At 72.4% G+C, this 23,878-nt stretch carries 26 protein-coding genes and 1 pseudogene; 18 read left to right on the top strand and 9 right to left on the bottom strand.

Annotated features, from left to right (window positions below):
* Positions 1–20: 20 nt before the first annotated feature.
* A complete protein-coding gene (locus ABZ928_RS04785) occupies positions 21–1,304 on the top strand; it encodes an erythromycin esterase family protein (protein ID WP_361515055.1) in 1,284 nt (427 codons plus the stop codon).
* Here ABZ928_RS04785 and ABZ928_RS04780 read toward each other — a convergent pair.
* A complete protein-coding gene (locus tag ABZ928_RS04780) occupies positions 1,268–1,843 on the bottom strand; it encodes an ABATE domain-containing protein (RefSeq protein WP_361515054.1) in 576 nt (191 codons plus the stop codon). The genes ABZ928_RS04785 and ABZ928_RS04780 overlap by 37 nt on opposite strands.
* 106 nt (positions 1,844–1,949) lie before the next feature.
* Here ABZ928_RS04780 and ABZ928_RS04775 point away from each other — a divergent pair, with 106 nt between their 5' ends.
* Positions 1,950–2,942, top strand: coding sequence for a zinc-binding dehydrogenase (locus tag ABZ928_RS04775; RefSeq protein ID WP_361515053.1), 993 nt, complete (start codon positions 1,950–1,952; stop codon positions 2,940–2,942).
* 41 nt (positions 2,943–2,983) lie between these two features.
* Here ABZ928_RS04775 and ABZ928_RS04770 read toward each other — a convergent pair whose 3' ends face one another.
* Positions 2,984–3,478 (bottom strand): FBP domain-containing protein, encoded by a 495-nt coding sequence (locus ABZ928_RS04770; protein WP_361515052.1) that lies wholly within the window; start codon positions 3,476–3,478, stop codon positions 2,984–2,986.
* 105 nt (positions 3,479–3,583) lie between these two features.
* Between ABZ928_RS04770 and ABZ928_RS04765 the strand changes: the two genes are divergently transcribed.
* The 4 genes from ABZ928_RS04765 (at position 3,584) to ABZ928_RS04750 (ending at position 7,458) form a co-directional block, all read left to right on the top strand.
* Positions 3,584–4,600 (top strand): DUF3626 domain-containing protein, encoded by a 1,017-nt coding sequence (locus ABZ928_RS04765; protein WP_361515051.1) that lies wholly within the window; start codon positions 3,584–3,586, stop codon positions 4,598–4,600.
* Positions 4,601–4,800: 200 nt separating this feature from the next.
* Complete coding sequence (locus tag ABZ928_RS04760; protein ID WP_361515050.1) at positions 4,801–5,760, top strand: aminoglycoside phosphotransferase family protein; 960 nt, start codon at positions 4,801–4,803, stop codon at positions 5,758–5,760.
* 110 nt (positions 5,761–5,870) lie between these two features.
* Positions 5,871–7,163 carry an ROK family transcriptional regulator gene (locus ABZ928_RS04755; protein ID WP_361515049.1) on the top strand — a complete coding sequence of 431 codons (1,293 nt, stop codon included), beginning with the start codon at positions 5,871–5,873 and terminating at the stop codon, positions 7,161–7,163.
* 61 nt (positions 7,164–7,224) lie between these two features.
* Positions 7,225–7,458, top strand: a complete 234-nt coding sequence (locus tag ABZ928_RS04750; protein WP_361515048.1) for a hypothetical protein — start codon at positions 7,225–7,227, stop codon at positions 7,456–7,458.
* 30 nt (positions 7,459–7,488) lie between these two features.
* On the opposite strand, the pseudogene ABZ928_RS04745 reads toward ABZ928_RS04750, so the two are convergent.
* A pseudogene (locus ABZ928_RS04745) lies at positions 7,489–7,958 on the bottom strand (NAD-dependent epimerase/dehydratase family protein); the annotation flags it as partial.
* Positions 7,959–8,086: 128 nt separating this feature from the next.
* Here ABZ928_RS04745 and ABZ928_RS04740 point away from each other — a divergent pair.
* Positions 8,087–8,368 (top strand): helix-turn-helix transcriptional regulator, encoded by a 282-nt coding sequence (locus tag ABZ928_RS04740; RefSeq protein ID WP_361515047.1) that lies wholly within the window; start codon positions 8,087–8,089, stop codon positions 8,366–8,368.
* Positions 8,365–9,948, top strand: a complete 1,584-nt coding sequence (locus tag ABZ928_RS04735; RefSeq protein WP_361515046.1) for a helix-turn-helix transcriptional regulator — start codon at positions 8,365–8,367, stop codon at positions 9,946–9,948. The genes ABZ928_RS04740 and ABZ928_RS04735 overlap by 4 nt, the downstream gene beginning before the upstream one ends.
* Positions 9,949–9,999: 51 nt before the next feature.
* Here ABZ928_RS04735 and ABZ928_RS04730 read toward each other — a convergent pair whose 3' ends face one another.
* The 3 genes from ABZ928_RS04730 to ABZ928_RS04720 form a co-directional block, all read right to left on the bottom strand.
* On the bottom strand, positions 10,000–10,956 hold the full coding sequence (locus tag ABZ928_RS04730; RefSeq protein WP_361515045.1) for an SDR family NAD(P)-dependent oxidoreductase: 957 nt from the start codon (positions 10,954–10,956) through the stop codon (positions 10,000–10,002).
* A 313-nt stretch (positions 10,957–11,269) separates the two neighbouring features.
* On the bottom strand, positions 11,270–11,944 hold the full coding sequence (locus ABZ928_RS04725; protein ID WP_361515044.1) for an HAD family hydrolase: 675 nt from the start codon (positions 11,942–11,944) through the stop codon (positions 11,270–11,272).
* 81 nt (positions 11,945–12,025) lie between these two features.
* Positions 12,026–13,066: a PHP domain-containing protein gene (locus tag ABZ928_RS04720; RefSeq protein ID WP_361515043.1), complete on the bottom strand. Its 1,041-nt coding sequence runs from the start codon at positions 13,064–13,066 to the stop codon at positions 12,026–12,028.
* A gap of 76 nt (positions 13,067–13,142) precedes the next feature.
* On the opposite strand from ABZ928_RS04720, the gene ABZ928_RS04715 reads away from it, so the two are divergent.
* Both ABZ928_RS04715 and ABZ928_RS04710 read left to right on the top strand, forming a co-directional pair.
* Positions 13,143–13,379 (top strand): hypothetical protein, encoded by a 237-nt coding sequence (locus tag ABZ928_RS04715; protein ID WP_289925100.1) that lies wholly within the window; start codon positions 13,143–13,145, stop codon positions 13,377–13,379.
* A gap of 64 nt (positions 13,380–13,443) precedes the next feature.
* Positions 13,444–14,217, top strand: coding sequence for a sulfite exporter TauE/SafE family protein (locus tag ABZ928_RS04710; RefSeq protein WP_361515042.1), 774 nt, complete (start codon positions 13,444–13,446; stop codon positions 14,215–14,217).
* A 2-nt stretch (positions 14,218–14,219) separates the two neighbouring features.
* Here the strand turns inward: ABZ928_RS04710 and ABZ928_RS04705 are convergent, their stop codons facing one another.
* Complete coding sequence (locus ABZ928_RS04705) at positions 14,220–14,810, bottom strand: VanZ family protein (RefSeq protein WP_361515041.1); 591 nt, start codon at positions 14,808–14,810, stop codon at positions 14,220–14,222.
* 227 nt (positions 14,811–15,037) lie between these two features.
* Here ABZ928_RS04705 and ABZ928_RS04700 point away from each other — a divergent pair, with 227 nt between their 5' ends.
* The 6 genes from ABZ928_RS04700 to ABZ928_RS04675 are packed head-to-tail and all read left to right on the top strand — an operon-like array spanning position 15,038 to position 18,769.
* Positions 15,038–15,220 (top strand): hypothetical protein, encoded by a 183-nt coding sequence (locus ABZ928_RS04700; protein ID WP_361515040.1) that lies wholly within the window; start codon positions 15,038–15,040, stop codon positions 15,218–15,220.
* Entirely contained in the window at positions 15,217–15,669 is a 453-nt protein-coding gene (locus ABZ928_RS04695; RefSeq protein ID WP_361515039.1) for a monovalent cation/H+ antiporter complex subunit F, read from the top strand. The genes ABZ928_RS04700 and ABZ928_RS04695 overlap by 4 nt, the downstream gene beginning before the upstream one ends.
* Entirely contained in the window at positions 15,662–15,922 is a 261-nt protein-coding gene (locus tag ABZ928_RS04690) for a hydrogenase subunit MbhD domain-containing protein (protein WP_361515038.1), read from the top strand. The genes ABZ928_RS04695 and ABZ928_RS04690 overlap by 8 nt, the downstream gene beginning before the upstream one ends.
* Positions 15,919–16,659, top strand: a complete 741-nt coding sequence (gene mbhE / locus ABZ928_RS04685; RefSeq protein WP_361515037.1) for a hydrogen gas-evolving membrane-bound hydrogenase subunit E — start codon at positions 15,919–15,921, stop codon at positions 16,657–16,659. Before ABZ928_RS04690 ends, mbhE begins: the two co-directional genes overlap by 4 nt.
* A complete protein-coding gene (locus ABZ928_RS04680) occupies positions 16,656–17,006 on the top strand; it encodes a cation:proton antiporter subunit C (protein ID WP_361515036.1) in 351 nt (116 codons plus the stop codon). Before mbhE ends, ABZ928_RS04680 begins: the two co-directional genes overlap by 4 nt.
* Entirely contained in the window at positions 17,006–18,769 is a 1,764-nt protein-coding gene (locus ABZ928_RS04675; protein WP_361515035.1) for a complex I subunit 5 family protein, read from the top strand. Before ABZ928_RS04680 ends, ABZ928_RS04675 begins: the two co-directional genes overlap by 1 nt.
* A gap of 18 nt (positions 18,770–18,787) precedes the next feature.
* On the opposite strand, the gene ABZ928_RS04670 is transcribed toward ABZ928_RS04675, so the two are convergent.
* Positions 18,788–19,450 carry a DUF4230 domain-containing protein gene (locus tag ABZ928_RS04670; protein WP_361515034.1) on the bottom strand — a complete coding sequence of 221 codons (663 nt, stop codon included), beginning with the start codon at positions 19,448–19,450 and terminating at the stop codon, positions 18,788–18,790.
* Positions 19,451–19,594: 144 nt separating this feature from the next.
* Here ABZ928_RS04670 and ABZ928_RS04665 point away from each other — a divergent pair, with 144 nt between their 5' ends.
* Positions 19,595–20,785: a cytochrome P450 gene (locus tag ABZ928_RS04665; protein WP_361515033.1), complete on the top strand. Its 1,191-nt coding sequence runs from the start codon at positions 19,595–19,597 to the stop codon at positions 20,783–20,785.
* Between the two features lie 27 nt (positions 20,786–20,812).
* On the opposite strand, the gene otr(A) is transcribed toward ABZ928_RS04665, so the two are convergent.
* Entirely contained in the window at positions 20,813–22,669 is a 1,857-nt protein-coding gene (otr(A), locus tag ABZ928_RS04660; protein WP_361515032.1) for a tetracycline resistance ribosomal protection protein Otr(A), read from the bottom strand.
* A 196-nt stretch (positions 22,670–22,865) separates the two neighbouring features.
* On the opposite strand from otr(A), the gene ABZ928_RS04655 reads away from it, so the two are divergent.
* On the top strand, positions 22,866–23,819 hold the full coding sequence (locus ABZ928_RS04655; protein WP_361515031.1) for a ribose-phosphate pyrophosphokinase: 954 nt from the start codon (positions 22,866–22,868) through the stop codon (positions 23,817–23,819).
* Positions 23,820–23,878 lie beyond the last annotated feature (59 nt).

Here is a 23,878-nt window from a genome sequence, read left to right as displayed (position 1 = left end):
AACCTCGGACGATGAAGAGGATGGGAACACTCCTGACCCTGCTCATCGCCCTGGCGGCCGCCACCCTGGCCGCCGCGACCCCCACCCCCACCACGGTGGTCGCCGCCCTCGACCGCGCGGCCCACCCCCTGCGCACCGTCGAACCCGGCGGCGACACCCGCGACCTCCGCGCCCTCGACCCGATGATCGGCGACGCCCGAGTCGTCGGCCTGGGCGAGGCCACCCACAGCTCCCACGAGTTCTTCGCCCTCAAGGACCGCGTCTTCCGCCACCTCGTCGAGGAGAAGGGCTTCCGCACCTTCGCCCTGGAAGCGCCCTGGAGCACGGGACTGCGCCTCGACGACTACGTCCTCCACGGCAAGGGCGACCTCCGGCGCATCCTGCGCGAGGAGTTCCAGCGCGACTACCAGTGGTGGAACAACAGCGACTACCTACGGCTCCTGGAGTGGATGCGCGCCTACAACCTCCGCCACCCCGCCGACCCCGTCCGCTTCCTGGGCGACGACATCGCCTGGACCGGCCCGGAGCTGTACGACGCCGTGACGGCCGCGGTGGACCCGGAGCTGCGCGCGCGACTCACCGGCCTCTACGCCGGGCTGCGGCCCACCGTCGCGACCGGTACGTACATCGAGCAGTACCTGGCGAAGCCGTATGCGGAGCGCAGGAAGCTGGCCGAACGCGCCGACGAGGCCCTGGAGTTGGTCGCGAGGGCGGGAGCCGACGACCTGACCCTGCGCAACGCGACGGCGATCGACCAGACGGCCCGGCAGTACGCCTTCGACGTCGAGGACCCGGCCCAACTCGCCGCGGCCATGCGGTACCGCGACGCCACGATGGCCGCCGACGTGGTGTGGTGGCAGGAGCACACCGGGACCAAGGTGCTGCTGTCCGCGCACAACAACCACATCGGCTACGTCCCCGACGACCCGGCCCACTACCCGAAGGTGCAGGGCGCCTTCCTCCGCGACACCCTCGGCGCCGGGTACCTGAACATCGGCCTGACCTTCGACCGCGGCTCCTTCAACGCCACCGGCCAGGACGACGAGACCGTACGCCGCTGGACGCTCGGCCCCGCGGGTCCGGGCAGCAACGAGCGGACCCTCGACCGGGTGCGTCACCGTGACTACGTACTCGACATGAGGTCCGCCGGATCACCGGCCCGGGAGTGGCTGCTCGGGGCGCGGCCCACCCGCAGCATCGGCACGGCGTACCCGGACGGCCCGTACGACACGGCGCTCGCCCGCAGTTACGACGTCCTGGTCCATCTTCACCGGGTCGAAGCGGCCCGGCTGCGGGACCGGTAGCCGGCGATCTTCGCGAGGTTGCCGCAGCGCTCCATCGAGCACCAACGGCGGCGCCTGGCCTGGGAGTCGTCGAGGAAGAGGAGTGAACAGTCCGGGTTCCCGCACTCCTTGACCCGTTCGATCAGCGACCCGCCCGCCAGCAGTACGGCGTCCCGGGCCACCGTCGCCAGGGCGGCCCGCGCCGGCTGCCGGGCCGACCAGCGCACCTCGCCCAGCTGTGGCGCCAGATCCGGCTTGGCTGCCGCCTCGTTGACCAGCTCGACATCGGCCGGCTCGGGTTCCTGTCCGGCCATCGCGGTCCGGACGACACGGTTGACGGCCTCGCGCAGGACGCGGGCGTCGGCCAGGTCCCGCGCGGTCACCCGCACCGGCTCCTCGCCCACGGCCAGCTCCGCCTCCGTCAGCCAGCGGGCCAGCGCGGCGGGGTCCGGCAGCCGCTCCTTGGGCGTGGCGTGCCGCTTGCCGAGCGTGGCCACGAAGTCCAGACAGGGGCGGCCGCCGACGAACGGGAAGGAGAGCTCGGGGTCGGTGCTGGTCATGGGGACGAGCTTACCCGTCGCCCCTATCGCTTGACACCACTTGAACCGGTGTCGCAGAGTGACACCGGTTCAAGTGGTGTCAGTCACGACGGAAAGCGGGTGGATCATGCGCGCGGTGCGGATCGAGGAGTTCGGCGGGCCCGAGGTGCTGGTGGAGACCGAGGTGCCGGATCCGGTGGCGGGGCCGGGGGAGGTGCTCGTACGGATCGCGGCGGCCGGTGTGAACCGTGCGGACGCCCTGCTGCGGGCGGGCGTCTACCACAACGCCGGGCGGCCCCCGCTGATCCCGGGCGCCGAGGCGGCCGGTGTCGTCGCCGCGGTGGGGGAGGGGGTGAGCGAGTTCAGCGTCGGACAGCGGGTGGTCGCGCTGGACGGGGTGAAGTCACCCGGTTTTTATGCCGAGTCGGCGGCCGTGCCGGTGACGCAGGTGGTCGCCCTGCCCGACGGTGTGGAGCTGACCGAGGCGGCGACGCTGCCCATCGCCTGGCTCTCCGCCTGGTACTGCGTACGGCATCTCGCCCGGGTCACCAAGGAGGACACCGTGGTGGTGAAGGCCGCCGCGAGCGGGGTCGGCACCGCGGCCGTGCAGATCGCGGCGGAGGCCGGGGCCCGGGTCATCGCGCTCGCCGGGTCGGCGGAGAAGGCCGCCTGGGCGGGGGAGTTCGGCGCCCACGTCACGGTCGACACCTCCGCGTACCCCGAGGACGCGGAGGTGGAGGAGGTGCTGCGGCTGACCGACGGGCGGGGCGCGGAGGTCGTCCTCGACACCGTCGGCGGCGCCGCCTTCCCGCGGAGCCTGCGCCAGGTCGGACACGGCGGCCGGGTCGTGGCGCTCGCCAACGTCGCCCTCGCGCCCAGCACCATCGACACCCGCGACTTCTACCCCAAGAACGTGTCGATCCTCGGCTTCCAGCTCACCAACCGCCAGCGCCACGGCTGGGACCCCCGCCCCGACCTGCGCGAACTGGCCGAGCGGGTCGCAGCGGGCACCTATCGCGTGCCCGTCGAGACGGTCCTGCCCCTGGCGCAGGCGCGCGCCGCCCATGAGCGACTGGGGCGGCGCGAGAACCGAGGCAAGATCGTGCTGACGGTGGACTGATCGGGCCCCGCTCATCACGGACCGGATCGACCGGATCAGGTTCAGGAGTGGAGCTTGTCGATGAAGGCCGACAGATTGCCCGTCGTCCGGGCGATCTGCTCCTCCACCGTCAGGCTCTCCTCGATCCGCAGCGTGCTCTGCGGGACCTTCTTGCCCCGGACGTACAGCGAACACGCCAGGTCGGTGCACATGTACAGACCGACCGAATTCCCCTCCCGCCCGGCCGCGCCGGCCTTGCGCGCGGTCATCAGCGAGACGCCGCCGCCCGGGTGGGTCGTCAGACAGAGCGAACACATGCTGCGGTGCAGAAAGCCCCGATACCCGGACGTCAGCCGCAGCGTCAGTCCGACGAGCCGCCCGCCCCGCTCGGTGACCAGATAGCTGCGATCGGGCGCCCCGGGATCCCGCCACCCGAGGAAGTCCAGGTCCTCCCACGGGCGTTCGTCGAGATCCCGCGGCAGGGAGACCCGCTTGGCCTCCCCCTTCGAACAGTTCACGAAGGAGTCGCGGATGTCGTGCTCGGTGAGGGATCGCATGGGGGAGGCTCCTGTGGACGTCGGCGCATTTTCCGAAAGGTGAGGGCGAAAAAACTAGTGGCCCTAGGTTTCCCTAGGATAGACGGCCTTGACGCGGAGGGGCGAGTGAATTTCGAGAACGTCGTCGAGTCGGCGCGGGCGCGGGCGGCGCTGCGCCATGTGGCGGCGCTGTCGGCGGGCCCGGCCGTCGACCCGGAGGTCCGCATCACGCTGAACTTCCACCCGGACCGGCTGACCGGTGGACTCCCGATCCTGGAGGCGCTGGCGCGCGACGGCACGTACCACTCCCAGTTCGTGACCGGCACCAGCAACGGCGGCCTCACCGCACACCCCGGCGGTGACCGCTGGCGTTGGGAGAGCCGCATCTTCGGCGGCGCCTACGACGACGCGGCCGCCCACGACCGCCCCGTCTACGGCGCCCTCGACTTCCGCCGCCAGGCGGTGGGCGCCGCCCCACGCTTCGGCTCCTCGCACTTCCGGCTGACGTCCGAGGTCCTGCGCCGGGCTACCTTCTGCTACCCCGACAGCGCCGCCGAGCCCACCCACTTCGGCGTCGCCGCCGGCATGTCCCTGATCGCCCTCGCCGAGGCGGACGAGCAGGACGCCCTCAACGACTACATCGAGGCACAGATCCACGGCGGCGTCTCCCTCGCCCGGGACGTGGAGGCGCTCGTCCTGGACGCCTGCTACCGCGGCACCCCCGTCGAGGCCCGGGCACGGACACTGCCCTGCCCCGTCGCATGGCACCCCGGCTACCGGCTCACCGTGGCGCGGTTGCGGCACCACGCGGACTACCGGGGGCGGGAGTACGCCGAGCTGGGCGCCCGCATCGCCGAGGACGGCCGGGTCGACCCGAGGATCATCGGCGACGCCGCGCGCACGGGGCGGTACGAACTCCAGGACCTGAAGATGGTCTGGCACACGCTCGCCCGGTTCGGGGCGCCGGAGGGCGCGGGTACGGCGTGCTCCGCGGCCGGTTTCCCGGGCGGCCCGGGCCGCGGTGGCGCGGCTCGCGCGGAGGGCCAGGGTGGGGTCTCCTCGACCGTGTCCCTCACCGGGGCGGCCGTCAGTTCCTCGAACCGTTCCACACCGCCGGGTGCCCGCCGGGACACCGAGACCTGATGGCGCGACCGGTGACGGATCGCGGATGGCGCCGGGGGTGCGGGAGGGGTTCCGTACCCTGTACCGGAAGCACACGGCCGACGCCGACGCGACGGCCGCCGAGTAGTGGCTCGACGAGCTGATCGCGGACGGGCGTTATGTCGAGGACGTGTACGCGGCGGGCTGACCGCAGTCTTGCGAACGAGAAGGGTGGGCGCACGGTGGGGGACTCCTGGGCACGGGCCCGACGCATCCTGGAGGAGGCGGGCCTGCCGGCCGAACACCTCGCCCATCTCCGCCCGTTGACGGGCGGCACCTACAACACCGTCGAGGAGCTCGTCCTCACCGACGGCAGCCGCTATGTGCTGAAGGTGCCGCCGGACGAGAGCGTCCCCGGGCTGAGCCATGAGCGCCAACTCCTTGTCGCCGAGGCCGAGTTCTACCGTGGGGCCGCCGAGGCGGACGTACCGGCGCCCCGGGTCGTGGTCCTCGGCCGGGACCTGCTGATGACCGCCGTCCCCGGTGATGCCTGGGACGGACAGCTCGCCGCCGCCGAACAGCAGGTCCTGAGTGAGGAGTTGGGCCGCCAGGTCGCCCGGCTCCACCGCGTGACCGGCCCCGCCTTCGGCTACCCGTCCGGCGCCCTCGGCCCGCTCGCCGCCGACTGGCGGACCGCGTTCACCGGAATGCTCGACGCGGTCCTCGACGACGCCCGCCGTTACGGCGCCCAACTGCCGTGCTCCGCCGACGAGGTGGCCGATGCCCTCCGGCCCGCCCATGGCGCGCTGGACGAGATCACCGTCCCGAGCCTCGTCCACTTCGACCTGTGGCCCGGCAACATCCTCGTGGAGCGCGTGGACGGAGAGACCCGCATCGGCGGCCTCATCGACGGCGAGCGGATGTTCTGGGGCGACCCGATCGCCGACTTCGTCTCCCTCCGGCTCCTCGGTGACATCCAGGACGACGAGGCGTTCCTGGCCGGTTACCGGGAAGCGGGCGGCCACGCCGAGTTCGACGTCCCGGCTCGACTCCGCTACGCCCTCTACCGCGCCTACCTCTACCTGATCATGCTCACCGAGACGGTCCCGAGGGAGATGGGCGAGGAGGACTGCCGGTGGCGACAGGAAGCGGTGGTACCGGAACTGGCGGCCGCGCTGGCCGAGATCGCGGAGCTTTCCTGACCTCTATGAGGGTCTCATAGTTCACATCGTGAATTAAGGGTCGTCGGAAGTGCTCCCGCACCGGTATGTTGCAGGTCGGACAGTGGCGGACAGTGTTCGAGGGGAGCGACATGGCGGGGCGGAACGGGCGCACGGTACGCGATCTGAGGCGGGCCAACCGGACGGCCGTGCTGCAACGGCTCTACTTCGACGGCCCCCTCAGCCGCTTCGAACTCGGCCCGGCCACCGGCCTGAGCTCCGGCTCCGTCAGCAATGTCGTCGCCGACCTCGTCGCCGACGGCCTGCTGGAGGAGGCCGGCAGCGTCGACTCCGACGGCGGCCGCCCCCGCACCCTGCTGCGCGTCGCCCCCGGCAGCGGCCACATGATCGGCGTCGACGTCGGCGAGACCCGGGTGCGCGTCGAGCTGTTCGACCTCACCCTCACCGAACTCGCCCGCGCCGAACGCCCGTTGACCCGGCAGGGCTACGACGTCGACGTCATCGTCGGCCACATCCGCGACGGCGTCGCCGAAGTCCTCACCACCGCCGGCATCGCCCCCGAGAAGCTCCTCGGCGTCGGCATCGGCGTCCCCGGAATCATCGAGCACACCGCGGACCGCGGCGCCGTCGTCCACGGCCAGACCATCGGCTGGGACGCCGTCCCGCTGGAGGCACTGCTCCGGTCGACCTCTCAACTCCCCGGTGACGTCCGTTACTTCATCGACAACGGTGCCAAGACCCTCGGCCAGGCCGAGATGTGGTTCGGCGGCGGCCGCGGCGCGCACAACGCGGTCGTCGTCCTGTTCGGCTCCGGCGTCGGCGCCTGCCTGGTCACCCCCGAGGTGGACCACGGCCGGGCGGTCGAGTGGGGGCATCTGACCGTACGGGTCAGGGGGCGCCGCTGCCGATGCGGTGCGCTGGGCTGCCTGGAGGCCTACGCGGGCGCCGAGTCACTGCTCGACCGCTGGCGCGAGGAGGGCGGACGCCCGCCCGAGGGCACCGACGAGGAGACCGCGCTCACCGCGATGCTCGCCGCCGCGTACCCCGCCGACGACGGCACGCCCCCCGACCCGGTCGCCCTCGCCGTCCTCGAAGAGACCGCCGAGTACCTGGGCGCGGGCCTGTCCGACCTGATCAACCTCTTCCAGCCCGAGCGCATCCTCATCGGTGGCTGGGCCGGACTCCAGCTCGGCGCCCGCTTCCTGCCCGCCGTACGCCGCCACGCCGCCTCCTACGCCCTGCGCCACCCGGCCGAGAAGGTCACCATCGACCTCGGCCGGCTCGGACCCGACGCGGTCACCGTCGGCGCCGCGATCCTCCCCCTCGCCGACTTCTTCGCCCGCGGCGGCCGCCGCCCCGAGCCCGCCCCCGAGGGACCGCACCCGGCCTGGCGCACCGCGCTGGAGGAGCGCGCCCCGCACTGAGGTTTCGCCCGTGACGGCAGAGGTACTCGCGTGTCGCCCGGACCACGCGAAGGGAGGAGCCGTGGCCGACCGACACCGCAAGGGCCCCGACGGCGAACCCGTACCGCGGGACATGCCGGACCAGGTAGCGGGCGCGGGCGAGGACCCCTGGGACGCCGACCCCGAAACGGCGGACGACGAGTCCCCTGACACGGACGTCCCCGACACCGACGAGGCGGGCGCGGGCCGCCAGGGCACACCGCGCTCGGCGAACGTCCATCCCGAACACCCGGTACCCGAAGAGCCTTCCGGCTGAGCGCGTCCGGGGGGTCGGAGTAGACCTTGTTGCGTCGTCCGTGTGCAGGGCCTGGACGCGCAGCCCGGGGATGTCCGGCAGGAAGGGCAGCAGTTCCGGGCGGGCCAGCGGGCCGGGCAGGAAACGGCCGCCGAAGACACGGCGTTGCTCGCTCGCCGACTCCCGTTTGAACAGGAACGCCGGCCGCATCCGCACCACGCGTACATCGGGGTGGTCGCGCTCGAAGGTGTCCAGGGCGCGCTCCAGATAGGCCTTCTCCCGGCAGTACGTGGCGTCCGGCCAGCCGTGCGTGGGCCACGACTCGTCCACGGCCCCCTCCTTCGGCCCCGGCGAGTACGCGCCGACCGACGAGGCGTGCACCAGCGCCGGCACCCCGGCCGCGGCCACCGCCTCGAAGACCCGGATCATGCGTCGGCTGGAACGCCCAGGCCAGATGCACCACGGCGCACGACACTCGTGCCGACATTTCCGGTGCCACCCGTGACGATGATCCTGCTCACCTTCGGCTCCTCTCGGGCGGGCCCGCGACGGACCGAACGAGTACCCCGACGGGGGAGGAGACAACTCCGTATTGCGTGCGCAGCATGGCTCATGCGACACACGCATGAGGCCGGGTAGGGTTGGCGGGGTGGGACTGTCCTTGGGAGAACGTGTGAGGTCTTCGGTCGCCGCGTTGATGCACGCGACGGGTGAGTCGCAGGCGGACATCGCCGTCGCGCTGGGCGTGAGCCAGGCACAGGTGAGCCGCCGTCAGTCCGGCAGCGCCGCGTGGAGTCTGGCCGACTGCGACGCGCTCGCCGCGCACTTCGGCATCGACGTGCTCGACCTGCTGGCCGGACCGACCCGGGCGTGCGAGACCCTGCCCGTACGGCGGCGCAGGACCGGTGGACCGACGGCGGTGACCCGATGACGGAGTTCGAGGCGATCGACGCGCTCCTCGCGGGCGCCCGCGAGGAAGTGCCGCTGCCGCCGGTCGACGTGCGGCGCGGGCTGCGCGAGGGGCTCAACCTCTCCCGCGCCCAGGTGGCTCAGGCCCTCGGGGTGAGCCCGTCCACCGTCGGCGGATGGGAGACGGGGCGGGACCCGAGCGGCGAGGTGCGCGAGAAGTACGCGTACTTCCTGGAGGGGGCGCAGGCGAAACTCGCGGCGCGGTCGGAGGAAGCGGCGGAGGCGGTAGAGGCCGAGACGCCGGGCGCCGACGACGTCGTAGAAGCGCAGACCGGTACCGATGGCGATACCGGTTCCGATACCGCTGCCGACGACACCGAAGAGTCCGACGAGGTCGAGGCCCTGTCGTCCCCCCAGCCCTGCGTGCTGTGCGGCATGCCCGCCCGGCATCAGGTGGCGGGTTTCCCCCAGCATCTGGATCCCGCCGACTGCGGTACGGCGGCGTCGGCGGAGCCCACTCCTTCTCCCGCCCCCGTCGAGGACCGCGAGCCGGCCAAGCCGGCCCCCGCTCAGCGCGACCGCGCCGGGAAGCCCGTACGGGTCGTCCCCGTTGGCCGTCGTATGCAGACCGCCTCGGAGGAGACCGATCTGATCGGCGCCGCCGTGGCCGCCGCGCTGGAGAAGCACGCCGGGGATCTGGAGGCGGCGACCGCGGCGCTGATCAAGCGGGCCATCCCGGACGCCATGGCGCTGCTGGACCAGACCCGCAAGGGCGGCCGGTACGACGTCGTCGCGCACCCCTGGATCCCGGAGGTCCTGCGCAAGCAGACCGCCCGCGGCGCCGACCGGATCTGGGAGGCCCGTCCGAAGTGGGCGCGCACCGAACTCCCGCCCGGCGCCCACGAGGTGACGGCCCTCGACATCAACGGCGCGTATCTGTCGGCGCTCAAGACGCATCTGCCGATCGGCCAGTTGGAGCACTCCACCGGCTTCGACCACGACCGGCGTCGCGCCGGCGTCCATCTGATCACCCCGCCGCACTGGGACCACGAGGACCATCTGCCCAACCCGATCGGCAACCGCGACGAGCCCGGCCCGCTCTGGGTCACCGAGCCCACGCTGCGGCTGCTGCTGCGTCTGTCGGGGCCGAAGTACGGGCTGTGCGACCCGCCGGAGATCCATGAGTCGTTCACCTCGGGCGCGACCGAGAGCCTCCTGGAGAAGTTCCGGGTCGCGCTGAAGGACGCCCGCGACCGGGCGATCGCCGAGGACGACGAGGTGACGCTGGAGTACGTGAAGGCGATGTACTCCAAGTTCGTCTCCACGATGGGGGAGTCCAACTACAACCGGGAGCTCTACCGTCCCGACTGGATGCACCTCATCCGCTCCCAGGCCTTCGCCAACCTCTGGATGAAGGCCTACAAGGCGCACGACGAGGGCCTCCTGGTCGTCCGCGCCATGGGCACCGACGAGCTGCACGTCGTCGGCGACTGGCGCCGCGTCTTCCCGGAGGGCCGCGGGGTCTCCGAGGTGAAGCTCAAGGACACCTACACCGTGGGCGAGGACCTCGACCCCGCGGCCGCCGGGGACTCGGACGACTGAACTCCGGTTCCGGACGAATAAACTCCGGTTCGGGACGGATGAACTCCGGCTCTAAGCGAACGCGTTCACGCCCGTCAGGTCCGCCGACAGCTCCCACAGGCGGGCCGCCTGCCCGGGGTCGGTCGCCCAGTCCTTGACGCCGGCGGTCTCGCCCTCCACGGCCGGTTCGGCGATGTCGCAGTCCTCCAGGTAGACCCCGCCGAGGCCGTCGAGCTGGGGTGAGGTCGCCGCCCAGGTCTGGGTGGCCGCGCCCTGGGGCGGGGTCTTGAAGCCCTCGGGGTTGAGGACGGTGCCGTTCTCGTCGATCCAGCCGCGCTCGATCATCTCCGCCCTGGGGATGTGCCGTTGGAGCGGGGTGAGGATGCCGCCGGGGTGCAGCGAGAAGGCCCGTACGCCGTGCTCGCGGCCGAGCCGGTCGAGGTGGACGGCGAACAGGACGTTCGCGGTCTTGGCCTGGCCGTAGGCCTGCCACTTGTCGTAGCCCTCGGTCCACTGGACGTCGTCCCAGCGCATGCCCGAGAAGTGATGCGCGCGCGAGGAGACCGACACGACCCGGGCGCCGCCCGGGACGATCGCCGGCCACAGGCGGTTGACCAGCGCGAAGTGACCGAGGTGGTTGGTGGCGAACTGCGCCTCCCAGCCGGGCCCGACCCGGGTCTCCGGGCACGCCATGATCCCGGCGTTGTCGATCATGAAGTCGATGGTGCGGCCGGAGGCGAGGAACCGCTCCGCGAAGCCGCGCACGCTGTCCAGGTCGCCGAGGTCCAGCTCGTCCACCTCGACGCCGTCGATGCCCGCGACGGCCTCCCGGGCGGCCGCGGGGCGGCGGGCCGGTACGACGACCCGGGCGCCCGCCTTCGTGAGCGCACGGGTGGTCTCCAGGCCGAGCCCCGAGTAGCCGCCGGTGACGATCGCCAGCTTCCCGGTCAGGTCGAGGCCGGCGAGGACGTCGTCGGCGGTGCTGCGGGCGTCGAAGCCCGATCCGATCTTGTGCTGTGCAGTGCTCATGCCGGGAACGCTACGAATTGGAGTGCTCTCCAAGTCAAGCGCCTTTCCGGAGCGCGGCCCGGACGGGAGAAAGTCCCGACCGGACAGAAGGAAGCCCCGACCGGACGGGGGAATCACGGTCGGGGCGGTCAAGGTGTGGGCGCGGATGGCGGTCGCCTCTCGGCGAAAGGCTCCACAGGGCTTCAGCCGAACGATCGTCCCTGTGGGCAAAAGGTGAGGCCCGGGGACACTGTCCCATCCACACCCACGCGTTGTTCAACGGGCAACCACCCCTGGCTGTTCCCCGCTCTGTCGCGTTATGACGTGATCTGCGTCACCGCTCGAACGGGAGCCACGCGAACGGGCTGTCCGCGAGCTTCGCCAGCAGCTCAGCGGGGTCGTCGTAGACCGCCTCCGCGCCCGCCTGCTCCAGGTCCGCCCGCGGAATGCCGCCGCACAGCACGCCCACACAGCGCACCCCGGCCCGGCTGCCCGCCTTCATGTCCCACACGGTGTCGCCGACGAACACCGCCCGCCCGGCCGGCACCCCCGCCAGCTCCAGGGCGTGCGCCACGGGCTCCGGCGCGGGCTTGCCCTCGCTGACGTCGTCGGCGCTCGCGGTGGCCGTGATCGCGTCGTCCGCGCCGATCGCCCGGCGCAGCGCGGACAGCTCCGCCCCGCCCGCCGAGGTCGCCAGCACCACCGCCCAGCCCTCGTGGTCCAGGCGCCGCAGCAGCCGGCCGGCGTCCCGCAGCGGGGGCAGCCGGTCGAAGTACTGCCCGTAGAGGGCCTTGTGCGCGGCGCTCAGCTCGGCCGCCTGCTCCTCGGCCCGGGCCTTGCCGAGCAGATGGGCGACCAGATCGTCGGAGCCGAGCCCCACGGCCCGGTGGACGGCGTGCATCGGCACCCGATGGCCGGCCTGCCGCAGCGCCTCCCACCACGTCACGACATGAAGGTGATTGGTGTCGACCAGGGTTCCGTCGACGTCGAACACGGCCGCCCGTTCCATAGGCTCGTCCTCCTCGCCCAGCACACCGACTCACCCCCGCTGACTCGCACCCCACACCTCGCGCAGCGCACGAGTACCACGTCAGGGGCGTGCCACTCCGGACGGCGTCCGGCCCTCCCGGGTCCAGGCCAGCAGCTCTTCCAGCGACCAGGTCGTCACCACGCGCTCGGTGGGCACCTCGCACTCCTCCGCCCGGGCACAGCCGAGGATCTGCCAGTCGAGCTGCCCCGGCGCGTGCGCGTCGGTGTCGATCGAGAACAGCGTGCCCGCCGCCACGGCCCGCCGCAGCAGCCGCCGGGGCGGGTCGAGGCGCTCGGGCCGGCTGTTGATCTCCACGGCCGTGCCCGACTCGGCGCACGCGGCGAACACCTCGTCGGCGTCGAACTCCGACTCGGGCCGCCCCCGCCCGGTGACCAGACGTCCGGTGCAGTGCCCGAGGACGTCCGCGTGCGGATTGCCGACGGCGGCCACCATGCGGCGGGTCATCGAACGGGCGTCCATGCGCAGCTTGGAGTGCACGGAGACGACCACGACGTCGAGCCGCTCCAGGAGCTCCTCCTCCTGGTCGAGCGAGCCGTCGTCGAGGATGTCGCACTCGATGCCGGTGAGCAGCCGGAACGGCGCCCAGGTCGCGTTGAGCTCCGCCACCACGTCCAGCTGCTCGCGCAGCCGCTCGGGGGAGAGGCCGCGGGCCACCGTGAGGCGCGGGGAGTGGTCGGTGAGGACCGTCCACTCGTGGCCGAGCTCCGCCGCGGTCCGGCCCATCTCCTCGATCGGGCTGCCGCCGTCCGACCAGTCGGAGTGCACATGGCAGTCCCCGCGCAGCAGCGCCCGCAGCCGCTCGCCGCCCTGGGCGGTCGGCCCCTCGGGCGCTTCGCGCTCCAGCTTCTCCAGATAGCCCGGCACCTGCCCGGCGAGCGCCTCGCGCACCACGTTCGCCGTCTTGGGGCCGACCCCCTTCAGCGCCTCCAGGGTCCCGGCGTCCGCCCGCTCTCGAACCTCCCCCTCGGGCAGCGCCGCCAGCACCCGGGACGCCGTGCGGAAGGCGCGTACCCGGTACGTCGGCGCGAGGGACCGCTCCAGCAGGAAGGCGATCCGGTCCAGGGCCTCGACGGGATCCATCGCCACCTCCTCCCATCTGCCGCATGCCCCGGCTCGCGAGGTTCGCGGCCGGGCGATCCGCTCTACGCTCTATTGCATGACCGAAATCGCGAGCCCGCACATCTCCAATCCGCGGATCATGGTGCTCGGGGTACAGCCGGGTACCCCGCCGTTCCGGATCGTGGAGATCGACGGGGAAGTGGTCGGTGAGGCGAAGGCCGTCACCGATGTGCTGGAGGCCGCCGCCGCGTGGGGCATCACGGTCCACGACCTGGACGACCCGGACGTGGTCCGCTGGGTGGGCGGCGACAAGTTCACCTGGCACCGCCACTAGGACCCGACCGCCGGTGCGGGATCCTTCGGGCGGTGCCGAACTGTTCGGTTCCTAGGCTTCCGGCATGGAAGCTTCAGGGGAGATGCTCGCCGTCCTCGCCGCGGGCCTGGGGGCCGGTACGGTCAACGCCGCCGTGGGTACCGGGACGCTGATCAGCTTTCCGGTGCTGCTCGCCACGGGCCTGTCACCGGTCACCGCCACGGTCTCCAACGCGCTCGGTCTCGTCCCCGGCTCGATCAGCGGGGCCATCGGCTACCGGCGGGAACTCGCCGGCCAGCGCCGCCGCATCCTGAAATGGAGCGCGGGCGCCCTGTGCGGCGGCCTCACCGGCGCCACGCTCCTGCTGGCGCTGCCGTCCTCAGCGTTCGAGGCGATCGTGCCCGTCCTGGTGGGCCTCGCCCTCGTCCTGGTCGCCCTCCAGCCCCTGATCAGCCGCAGACTGCAAGCGCGCCGCACCCGTACCGGCAAGCCCGCCGCGCGCGCCGACGGCGGCCCGCCGCTCCTGGTCGGCCTGACCCTCGCGAGCGTCTACGGCGGCTACTTCTCCGCCGCCCAGGGCACGATCTACGTGTCCCTGATGGGCCTGCGCCTCGATGACGGACTGCAACGCCTCAACGCCGTCAAGAACGTCCTCGTCGCCGTCGTCAACAGCGTCGCCGCGCTCTTCTTCCTCGTCGCCGCCGACTTCGACTGGACGGCCGTCGCCCTGCTCGCGGTCGGCTCCGCCGTCGGCGGGCAGATCGGCGCCGCGGCCGGGCGACGGCTGCACCCGGCCGTGCTGCGCACGCTCATCGTGGTGGTGGGCACGGCGGCCCTCGTCCAGCTGTCCGTGCGCTGACCTCAGCGGTGCACCGCCCGGCTCAGCCGCCGGCCGAGCAGCACATAGCCGATCAGCGCGCCCGTGGTGTTGAGGATGACGTCGTCGATGTCGAAGGCCCGGCCGGTCACCAGCGCACCCTGCGCGAACTCCACGAGCAGCATCACGACCGCCGTCAGCAGCAGCACACGAAGAACCCCGCGTGTCCGCGGGGCCAGTACGGGGACCAGGATCCCGAAGGGGACTCCCAGCACGATGTTGCCGCCGATCTGCTTGACGGCGTCCCGCAGTTCGGGCTGGTCGAGATAGGCCTTGAGGGAGCGGCCCGGATGCAGATTGGTGTGCGTCAGCGCCTCCGACGCGGGTGACGGCTCCAGCGTCAGGCGGGCCAGCACCACGGCGAACGCCACCATGAAGGCGAACGCCGCCACCATCCCCACGAGACGGCGGACGAAGGCGAGCGGGCCCCTCCGCGTCTTCTCCGGCTTCTCCGGTTCGGGCGCGGACTTCGCGGTCTTCGTGGACTTCGCGTGCTTCGTGGGCTCCGCGGGCTTCGCGGGCTTGGGGTTACGCAGGCGGAACGCGGAACGCGGACGTAAGGCTGCACGGGCCATGCGGTCCTCCAGTCTTCAACTTCCCTGCGTCGTAAGGCGATTACCCGCGAACCGCCCGAGAATGCGGCCCCGCCCCGACACCGTCCCGGTTTCTCTTCGTACGGGCGGGGCACTCCGGGACCGGACCCGAGCGCGCCGCCACCCTCCGCCGTCGCGGCGGTGTTTGGATGGCGCGAAAGCCGCACCAGGGGTCATTCCGGTGGCGGCGGGGCCCGAGGAGGTGGCGCATGAACCCGCGTACGACGCTGCTCACCGCGGCCGAGGCCCTGGCCTGGTGGGCCGCGCTCGCCGCACTGTGGCTCGTGTTCATCAGCACGGTCGACACCCTGGAACTCGTCGTCGGGGCGGCGTCCGCGGCGGTGGGGGCGGTCGCGGCCACGGCCGCGCGGCGGGTGGTGGCGGCACGGTGAACGGCTGGATCCTCGCCGCGACCGTCGCGCTCGGCGCCGGAATCGGCGCGACCCTGTGGGGCGTCGCCACCGGACCGCTGCGCCGCCGCGTCGTGGCCCAGAACCTCTCCACCGCCCTGGCCTGCCCGGCCCTCCTCCTGCTCGCCCACGGCTACGGCCGTCCGTCCTACGTCGATCTCGCCCTGGTTCTCGCCCTGCTCGGCCCCGTCGGCACCCTGGTCTTCGCGCGGCTCCTCGCCGCCGAACTCGCCGAGGACCCGCCCCGCGCCTGGGGCGCCACCTGGGCGGTCGCCGGCTTCGGCGCCGCGGTCGTGCTGGTGCTGTGCGCGGCCGAGGGGCCGAGCCGGGCCATGGTGAAGCTGCTGGTCACCGGGGCGCTGCTGATCGGTGGGAACATCGTCGCCTCCCGCGCGCTGTCCGGCGGATTCCGCGGGGTGCGCCGTGGCTGACGCGGTGATCGTCGTCGTCCTGCTGCTGGTCGCGGCGGCCGCCACCACGGCCGTGCTGGTCCGCGACCCCGTGCGCCAGGCCCTGGTACTGGCCGTCCTCGGTGTCGTCCTGGCCGTCCTGTTCACCGTGCTCCAGGCCCCCGACGTCGGACTGTCCCAGCTCGCGGTGGGCTCCGCGCTGACCCCGCTGCTGCTTCTGCTCGCCGTGCACAAGGTCAAGCGGCGGGCGCGCCGGAAGGGACGCGGCGAGTGAACCGGCGCACCCGGCTGTGGCTCGTGGCGTCGGGCGGCGCGGGCCTCGCCGCCCTGCTCGTCGCCGCCTGTCTCGACCTGCCCCGCTTCGGCGGCGACCGGCACCCCTACGGCGACCGGGCCGTGGCGACCTCGCTGGCCCGCCGCACCGCGAACACCATCTCCTCCGTCAACTTCGACCAGCGCGCCTTCGACACCCTCGGCGAGATGACCATCCTGTTCGCGGCCGTCCTCGGCTGCGTGGTCCTGCTCCGCCAGACCCGCGACGAACACCGCGCCCGCCCCGCACCCGAGCCCGTCGCCCTCCCCGTCCGCCGCTACGCCCTCGCCGTCCTGCCCGTCGCCCTGCTCACCGGCCTCTACGTCATCGCCCACGGCCAGCTCAGCCCCGGCGGCGGCTTCCAGGGCGGCGTCGTCGCCGCGACCTCCCTGCACCTGCTCTACCTGGGCGCCGACTACCGCGCCCTGGAACGCATCCGCCCGGTCGGCCTCTACGAGGTCGGCGACGCCCTCGCCGTCTCCGCCTACCTCGTCACCGGCATCGCCGGCCTGATCGGCGGCACCGCCTTCCTCGCCAACACCCTGCTGCCGTACGGCACGTTCAACACGCTGTCCTCCGGCGGCACCGTCCCGCTGCTCAACGCGGCCGTCGGCATGGAGGTCGCCTGCGCGGTCGTGGTGCTGCTCGCCCGCTTCCTGGACCAGGCCGTCGAGATCGAGGAAGGAGAGAGCACGTGAGGGACGTCCTGCCGTACCTCGTCGCCGTCTGGATCTTCCTGGCCGGCTGCTACGGCCTCGCCACCAGCCGCAATCTCATCCACGCCGTCGGCTGTCTGTCCGTGTGCCAGTCCGCCACCTACGTCCTGCTGCTGGCCGTCGGCTACCGCGACGACGCGACCGCGCCCGTCTTCTCCGACGTGAAACCGGGCTCCCGGCCGGTCGTCGACCCCGTCGTGCAGGCGCTGGCCCTCACCGACGTCGTGGTCGGCGCCACCGTCACCGCCCTGCTGCTCGCGCTGGTCGTGCAGATCTCCAAGCGGCACGGCACGGTCGACCCCGACGAACTCTCGGAGCTGCGCGGCTGATGAACGACCTGCTGCCGCTCCTCGTCGCCGTCCCCCTCCTCGGCGCCGCCCTGCTGGTCGCCGGGGGCCGCCGGGTGCCCCGGGTCGTCGCCGAGTCCGTGGGCTGCGCAGTCTCCGCGGGGACGGCCGCCCTGGCGATCACGCTGCTGCTCGACTCCTCGCCGCCCATGGTCGAGTGGGCCGGCGGCTGGGTGCCCGTGAACGGCCAGAGCGTCGGCATCGTCCTCATCGGAGACGGCCCCGGCCTCGGCATGGCCGCCCTCGCCTCGCTGCTGACGCTCGCCGCCCTGGCGTACTCCTGGCACTACTTCGACGAACCGCCCCGCCGTCACGCCGGCTCCTTCCCGGCGCTGATGCTGCTCTTCCAGGGCGGGATGTGCGGGTTCGCGATCGCGGGCGACCTGTTCAACGCGTTCGTGTGGTTCGAGCTGATGAGCGTCGTCGCCTACGCCCTCACCGGCACCCGGGTCGAGGAGGCCAAGGCGGTGCAGGGCGCCCTGACCTTCGCCGTCGTCACCTCGCTCGGCGCGTACGCCCTGCTCATGGGCATCGGGCTGCTGTACGCCCGCACCGGCGAACTCGCGATGACGGAGATCGGGCGCGGACTCGACGCGCACGGACCGCCCGACGCGCTCGTCCTGGCCGCCTTCGTCCTGGTCCTGACCGGGCTGCTGGTCAAGGCCGCCGCCGTGCCCTTCCACTTCTGGCTGCCGGACGCGCACGCCGTCGCCCCGACCCCGGTGTGCATGCTGCTGTCGGGGGTCATGGTCGAACTCGGCACGTACGGCGTCTGGCGTGTGTACGGCACGGTGTTCGCCGGGCCCGGTGGTGTCCCGGCCGCCGACCTGACCCGGCTGCTCGTGGTGCTCGGTGTGCTGACGGCCGTGATCGGCGCGGTCATGTGCTGGTACCAGCGGCACATCAAACGGCTGCTCGCCTACTCGACCGTCGCCCACACCGGCCTGTTCCTCATCGGCGTCGGCGTCCTGAAACCCGAGGCCGACGACGGTGTCGCCCTCTACCTGCTGGGCCACGCCGGAGTGAAGGCCGCCCTGTTCGCCTGCGCCGGCATCCTCCTCGACCGCTGCGGCAGCGTCGACGAACACGCCCTGCACGGCAAGGGGCGCCGACTGCGGGGCGTCGCCCTGCTGTTCACCCTCGGCGCGCTCGGTCTCGCCGGGCTGCCGCCCTTCGGCACGGCCCTCGGCAAGGCGGTCACCGAGGAGGCCGCGGGCGGTCCGCTCACCCTGCTGTACGTCCTCGCGAGCGCGGTCACCGCCGGGGCGGTGCTGCGGGTCGCCGCCCGGGTGTTCCTCGGGCTCGGACCCAAGCCGGAGAACACGGGCGCGTACGAGACGACCGGCGCCGGGGAACGGCCCGAGACCGGACAGCGGTTGCGCCGCGTCCCCGACACCATGACGGCGGTCCCGGCGGTGCTGCTCGCCGGGGCGCTCGCGGTCGGGGTGGCGCCCGGCTTCGCCGACGTGGTCGCGCACGCGGTCAACGAAGCCGGGTCCGGGGGAGCAGTCGTCTCCTCCGTGCACTGGACCCCGATCGGCGTCCTGCTCGGACTCGCCTCGACGGCGCTGGCCGTGGGCCTCGCCGCCGTGGCGGTCACCCGCCCGAAACTGCTCGCCGCACCGGCCTGGGCGCTGCCGCTGCGCCGGCTCCAGTCCGGGCACATCGGGGACTACGTGGCCTGGCTGCTGGTGGGCACCGCGCTGCTCGGCGCCCTGGCCCTGCCGGGGATCCTCACCCTCTGATCAAGTCCTGCTCCCCGGTCAGGCCTTGTAGGAGACGCTCACCTCCTTGAAGCCCAGGGAGCGCAGCAGGCCTTCGAGCATGTCCGTGGTGTTGGTCTCGGCGCGCTTGACCAGCCCGCTGTCGGTCGCCGCCTCGCCGATGTGCTTCACCGCCAGCTTCTGCACGGCCTGTTCGCCGTTCGGGTTGTCGGAGAACAGATCGCCGAGGCGGTCGAGCAGCCCGCGCTGCTTGGACACCGCGTAGGAGCGGTCGGCGTCCAGCGCGGGCTTGCCGAGCTGGGCGTGCGGCAGGACGAGCGAGGCGGACGTACGGTCCTCGTTGACCGTCACGTCGTTCTTGCCGAGCTTGCCGAGGTCGACATACGCGTCGACGGTGCCCGCCCCGACGTACAGGGTGCGGGTGCCGCGGATCGCGTCGGGCAGGTACTTGGCGTCCTTCTCCAGGTCCACCACGACCTGGAAGTTGCCGGAGGCGGCGTCGTAACGGCTGATGTCCTGGATGGACTGGAGCAGTGCGGGACCGGAGCGGTCGTTGGTCTCGGTGCCGAACAGGTCCTTGAGGCCCGGGAGCACACTCAGCCGGATACCGGCGAAGAAGACGACGAGCACGATCACTACCGCGCTCACCAACTTCGCCCAGCCGGGCATGCGCTTCGACACGCGCCTGATGGGAGTCGTCATGCGACGGCCCTCCTTCCTTGTTCAACCGAATGCCCCTCAAAACCGTTGGCAGACCGAGGCGTTGGCCGATTGCCACCGCTGACGGAAGCGCGGGCGGCGCATTAGCGTGGAAGGCCGACCGAACGGGCGCTTCTGGAGAACCGGATGAGTGCAGAGAGCACGTCCCCGCCGCTTCGCCCCATGCATCGCATCGACCTCCCCGAGCACGGGCCGCCTCGCCTCGGCACCCTCGCCACCGGTACCCCGGTGTGGATCGTGACCCGGTACGCCGAGGTGCGGCAGGTGCTCATGGACCCCCGGTTCAACCGGAGTTCGCTGCACGCCCCGAACGCCCCGCCGCTGCTGGTCGTACCGAACCTGCTGGACGACCCCAACGGGCTGCTCAACCAGGACGGCCCCGCGCACCAGTTGCTGCGCGGCACCGTGCAGCGGGCGTTCACCCCGCGGGCCATCGCGCGCTGGCGGCCCTGGGTGGCGTCGGTCGTCGCGTCCCTGCTCGACGACTTCGCCGCGCGGCCGCAACCGGCCGACATCGTCGAGGGGTTCACGCGGCCGCTGCCCGTCTCCGTGATCTGCCGGCTCATGGGGCTCGACCACGTCGACCGCGAACGGATCCGGCACTGGGCCGATCACGCCCTGTCCGGGGGCGCGCACACGGCCGATGAAGTCGTCGCGGCGATGACGGAGTTCGGGATGTTCGCCGCCGGGCTGATCGCCGAGCGGCGCAAGGAGCCGGGCGACGACCTGGTCAGCGGTCTCGTGGCGGCCGGGGACCAGCTGGGGATCGAGGAACGGCGGCTGATCACCCTGGTCTGCGGGCTGGTCGTGGCCGGGCACGAGACCACCATGTCCTCGCTCGGCAACTCCGTCGTCTACCTCCTCACCGACGGACGGGACGGCTGGCCGTTGCTCGCCCGCGACGAGGAGGCGGCGGCGGTCGCGGCCGAGCAGCTGCTGCGCACGGTCCCGCTCAGCGAGGGCAAGGTGCTGCCGGGACTGATCCGGCGAGCCGTCGAGGACGTCGAGGTCGGCGGGGTGCTGATCCCCGCGGGCAGCGTCGTCGCCCTCCAGACCAACGCGGCGGGCCGCGACCCCGATGTCTTCCCGACGGGCCCGCCCGACCTCTCCGCGCCCCTGAACTCGCCCAGCATCACCTTCGGCGCCGGACCCCATCACTGCCTCGGCGCCTGGCTGGCCCGACTGGAACTCGAACTTGCCCTGCACCACCTCGCCGCCCGCTTCCCGCACCTACGGGCCGAGTTCACCCCCGAGACGATCGAGTGGCGGGTCGGGCAGATGACGCGCAGCCCACTGCATCTGCCCGTGTCCTGGTGACAGCCGCGACGACCGTGGCAACTCCTCTCAGTGGGGCCGCAGTTCGCGGTCCCCGGAGAGGAGCGACCACCACACCCCCTCCCCGTGCGTCAGCCCCGGCAGCCCCAGTTCGGCCTCGCGCACCCGACGGGCGGGCAGCTCACCCGTGATCACCCATGCCGTGTCACCGCCCGTCGTGCCGGTGAACTCGGCTCCCAAAGAGGCGAGGTGGGCGCTCACCGGGGCCAGTGCGTCGAGCGGGACCTCCGTCTCGAAGGCGTGGTACGGCTCGTACAGCCGGGTCCGGGCCCGTTCCAGCGCGCGGCGCAGCACGATCGGGGTGAGGCCGCGGAAGTGGGCGGCCGTGCTGAGCGGCGCGACGAAGCCGGACCGCACCAGGGTGACCCGGTAGTCCGTCACGGCCGCGCCGCACAGCCCGGTCCGCATGCTCCGGTGGACCGTCTCCTCGATCGCCTGGTGGAAGGCCCGGGGGAGCGCGCCGAGTTCGGTCTCGTAGGCGAACACCCCGCCGGAGCCGCGCGGCCCCGGCTCCACCCGCAGCCCGATCGTCGCCCAGTAGCGGGTGCGGTCGTGCCACGGGTTCTCGTCGTGGGCCTCGCCGGTCCCGCGCGGCCGCTCCAGATACCGGACCCGCCCGGGGGCGAACTCCGCCTCGACGCCGAAGTCCTGGGCCAGCGTCGCCGCGAGCACCTCCAGCTGGACCTCGCCGTACAGGAGCAGCGCGGTGCTGCCCGTGGCGGTGGGGCGGGCGTGGATCAGCGGGTCCTGGTCGGCGAGGGTGAAGAGGGCGGCGCGCAGTCGGGCCGAGTGCTTCGGGTGACGGGCGCTGACTTCGGTCTCCAGGGTCGGGGGTGCGAAGTGCGGGGCGTGGTCGGTGAGTTCGCCGAGGCGGTCGCCGACGCGGATGCCCGTGACGCCCGTGAGCGCCGCGATGTTCCCGGCGGTGAGGGTCCGGTCCCCGCCGATCACATCGAGGCGGGTGACCCGGCCGGAGACCTCGCGGGTCCGGCCGTCGGCGTCGCGCCGCAGGAACGTGAGCCGCTGACGCTCCGTCACCTCACCGTCGTACAGGCGCAGATACGCCGTGCGCTCGCCGCCGGGTCCGGGCCGGACCGCGAACACCGTGCCGTGCGGGACGGTGCCGCCGGTCGCCGGTGCGGGTGGGATCAGCCGGACCACGCTCTCGACGAGGTCGCGGACGCCCTGGCCGCCGAGGGCCGATCCGAAGAGGACGGGGTGGAACGAGCCGTCGGCGGTGCGGGCGGCGAGGGCCTTGCGCAGGTCGTCCGGGGTGGGAGCGGGGCCGTCCACGACCGCCGCCAGGATGTCCGGGTCGACGTCGGCGAGGGGTTCGGCCAGCGTCCCGGGCGGCAGGGAGGTCACGCGGGCCTGCGCTGTACCGATGCCGTGGACCGCGGTGAGCGGGGCGACGTACGGGGTGAGCCTGCGGCGGATGTCGGTGAGCAACTCCTCCGTGCGGGCGCCGGCGCGGTCGACCTTGTTGACGAAGACGAGCGTGGGCAGCCGCAGTCGGCGCAGGGTGCGCATCAGGACGCGGGTCTGCGCCTGGACGCCCTCGACGGCGGACAGCACCAGGATCGCGCCGTCCAGGACCTCCAGGGCGCGCTCGACCTCGGCGATGAAGTCGGAGTGCCCGGGGGTGTCGATGAGGTTGATCCGGGTGTCGCCGACCGTGAAGGCGGCGACCGCCGAGCGGATGGTGATACCGCGCTGCCGCTCGATCGCCCCGTCGTCCGTGCGGGTGTCACCGGCGTCGACGCTGCCGAGCCGGTCGATCGCGCCGTGGTCGAACAGCAGCCGCTCGGTGAGGCTGGTCTTACCGGCGTCGACGTGGGCCAGAATTCCGATGTTCAGGGTGTGCATGCTGAGTCGAGTCCTCGAGAACCGTGGGCCTGTGGAAGGGCTGGGGGATTCCGAGGAGTCGGCGCATGCGGGTGGTCCTGACGTGAGGGAATACGGTCGCCGTCATGATGACGGGTACCGGGTGCGGCGCCGCAACCGAATTACGCGGTCAGTAGCATGAGGCCCCAGCCCGAGATGATCATCCGAGGAGCGGATCGTGCGAGACATCGCCGTGTTCAGCGGTAGTGCCCACCCCGAGCTGGCGGCGGAGGTCTGCGCGCATCTCGGCGTACCCCTCAGCCCGACCCGGGTCAGCCGGTTCGCCAACGACTGTCTGGAGGTGCAGCTCCAGGCCAACTGCCGGGAACGGGACGTCTTCCTCATCCAGCCGCTGGTCAAGCCGGTCCAGGAGCACCTCGTGGAGCTGCTGCTGATGTGCGACGCGGCCCGGGGCGCCTCGGCCCGGCGGATCAGTGTCGTCATGCCGCACTATTCCTACGCCCGCTCCGACAAGAAGGACGCCCCCCGGATCTCCCTCGGCGGCCGGCTCGTCGCCGACCTGATGGTGTCAGCCGGTGCCAGCCGCGTCCTGGCCATGACCCTGCACTCGCCGCAGGTGCACGGCTTCTTCTCGGTGCCCGTCGACCATCTGCACGCGCTGCGCGAACTCGCCGCGCACTTCCAGCAGTACGACCTCTCCAGCACCACCGTCGTCTCGCCGGACCTCGGCAACGCCAAGGAGGCCGCCGCGTTCGCCCGGCTCATCGGCGCGCAGGTGGCCGCCGGGGCCAAGCAGCGGTTCGCCGACGACCGGGTCAGCATCAGCGATGTCATCGGTGAGGTCACCGACCGGGATGTCATCGTGCTGGACGACGAGATCGCCAAGGGCAGCACGGTCCTCGAACTCCTGGACCGGCTCAGGGAGTTGAAGCCGCGCTCGATCCGGGTCGCCTGTACCCACGGGCTGTTCGCGGCGGGGGCGCTCAAGCGGATCGGGGAGCAGCCCGACGTGCTGGAGATCGTGTGCACCAACACCGTGCCGGTGCCCGAGGAGGAGCGCACCGACAAGCTGCGGATCCTGTCCATCGCCCCCGCGCTCGCCGAGGCCGTGCGCCGCATTCACAACGGTGAGTCCGTCAGCGCCCTGTTCGACGCGCCAAGGAGCGAATAGACATGAGGGGTAGCCGGGCCGGGCAAGGCCCGGCATCACTCAGGTGACCTGGAGGCCCC

Source organism: Streptomyces sp. NPDC046909 (genome assembly GCF_040644695.1).
Taxonomy (GTDB): domain Bacteria; phylum Actinomycetota; class Actinomycetes; order Streptomycetales; family Streptomycetaceae; genus Streptomyces.
The sequence above is the reverse complement of the archived record's forward strand: the minus strand, read 5'-3'. Positions and strand labels throughout refer to the sequence as shown.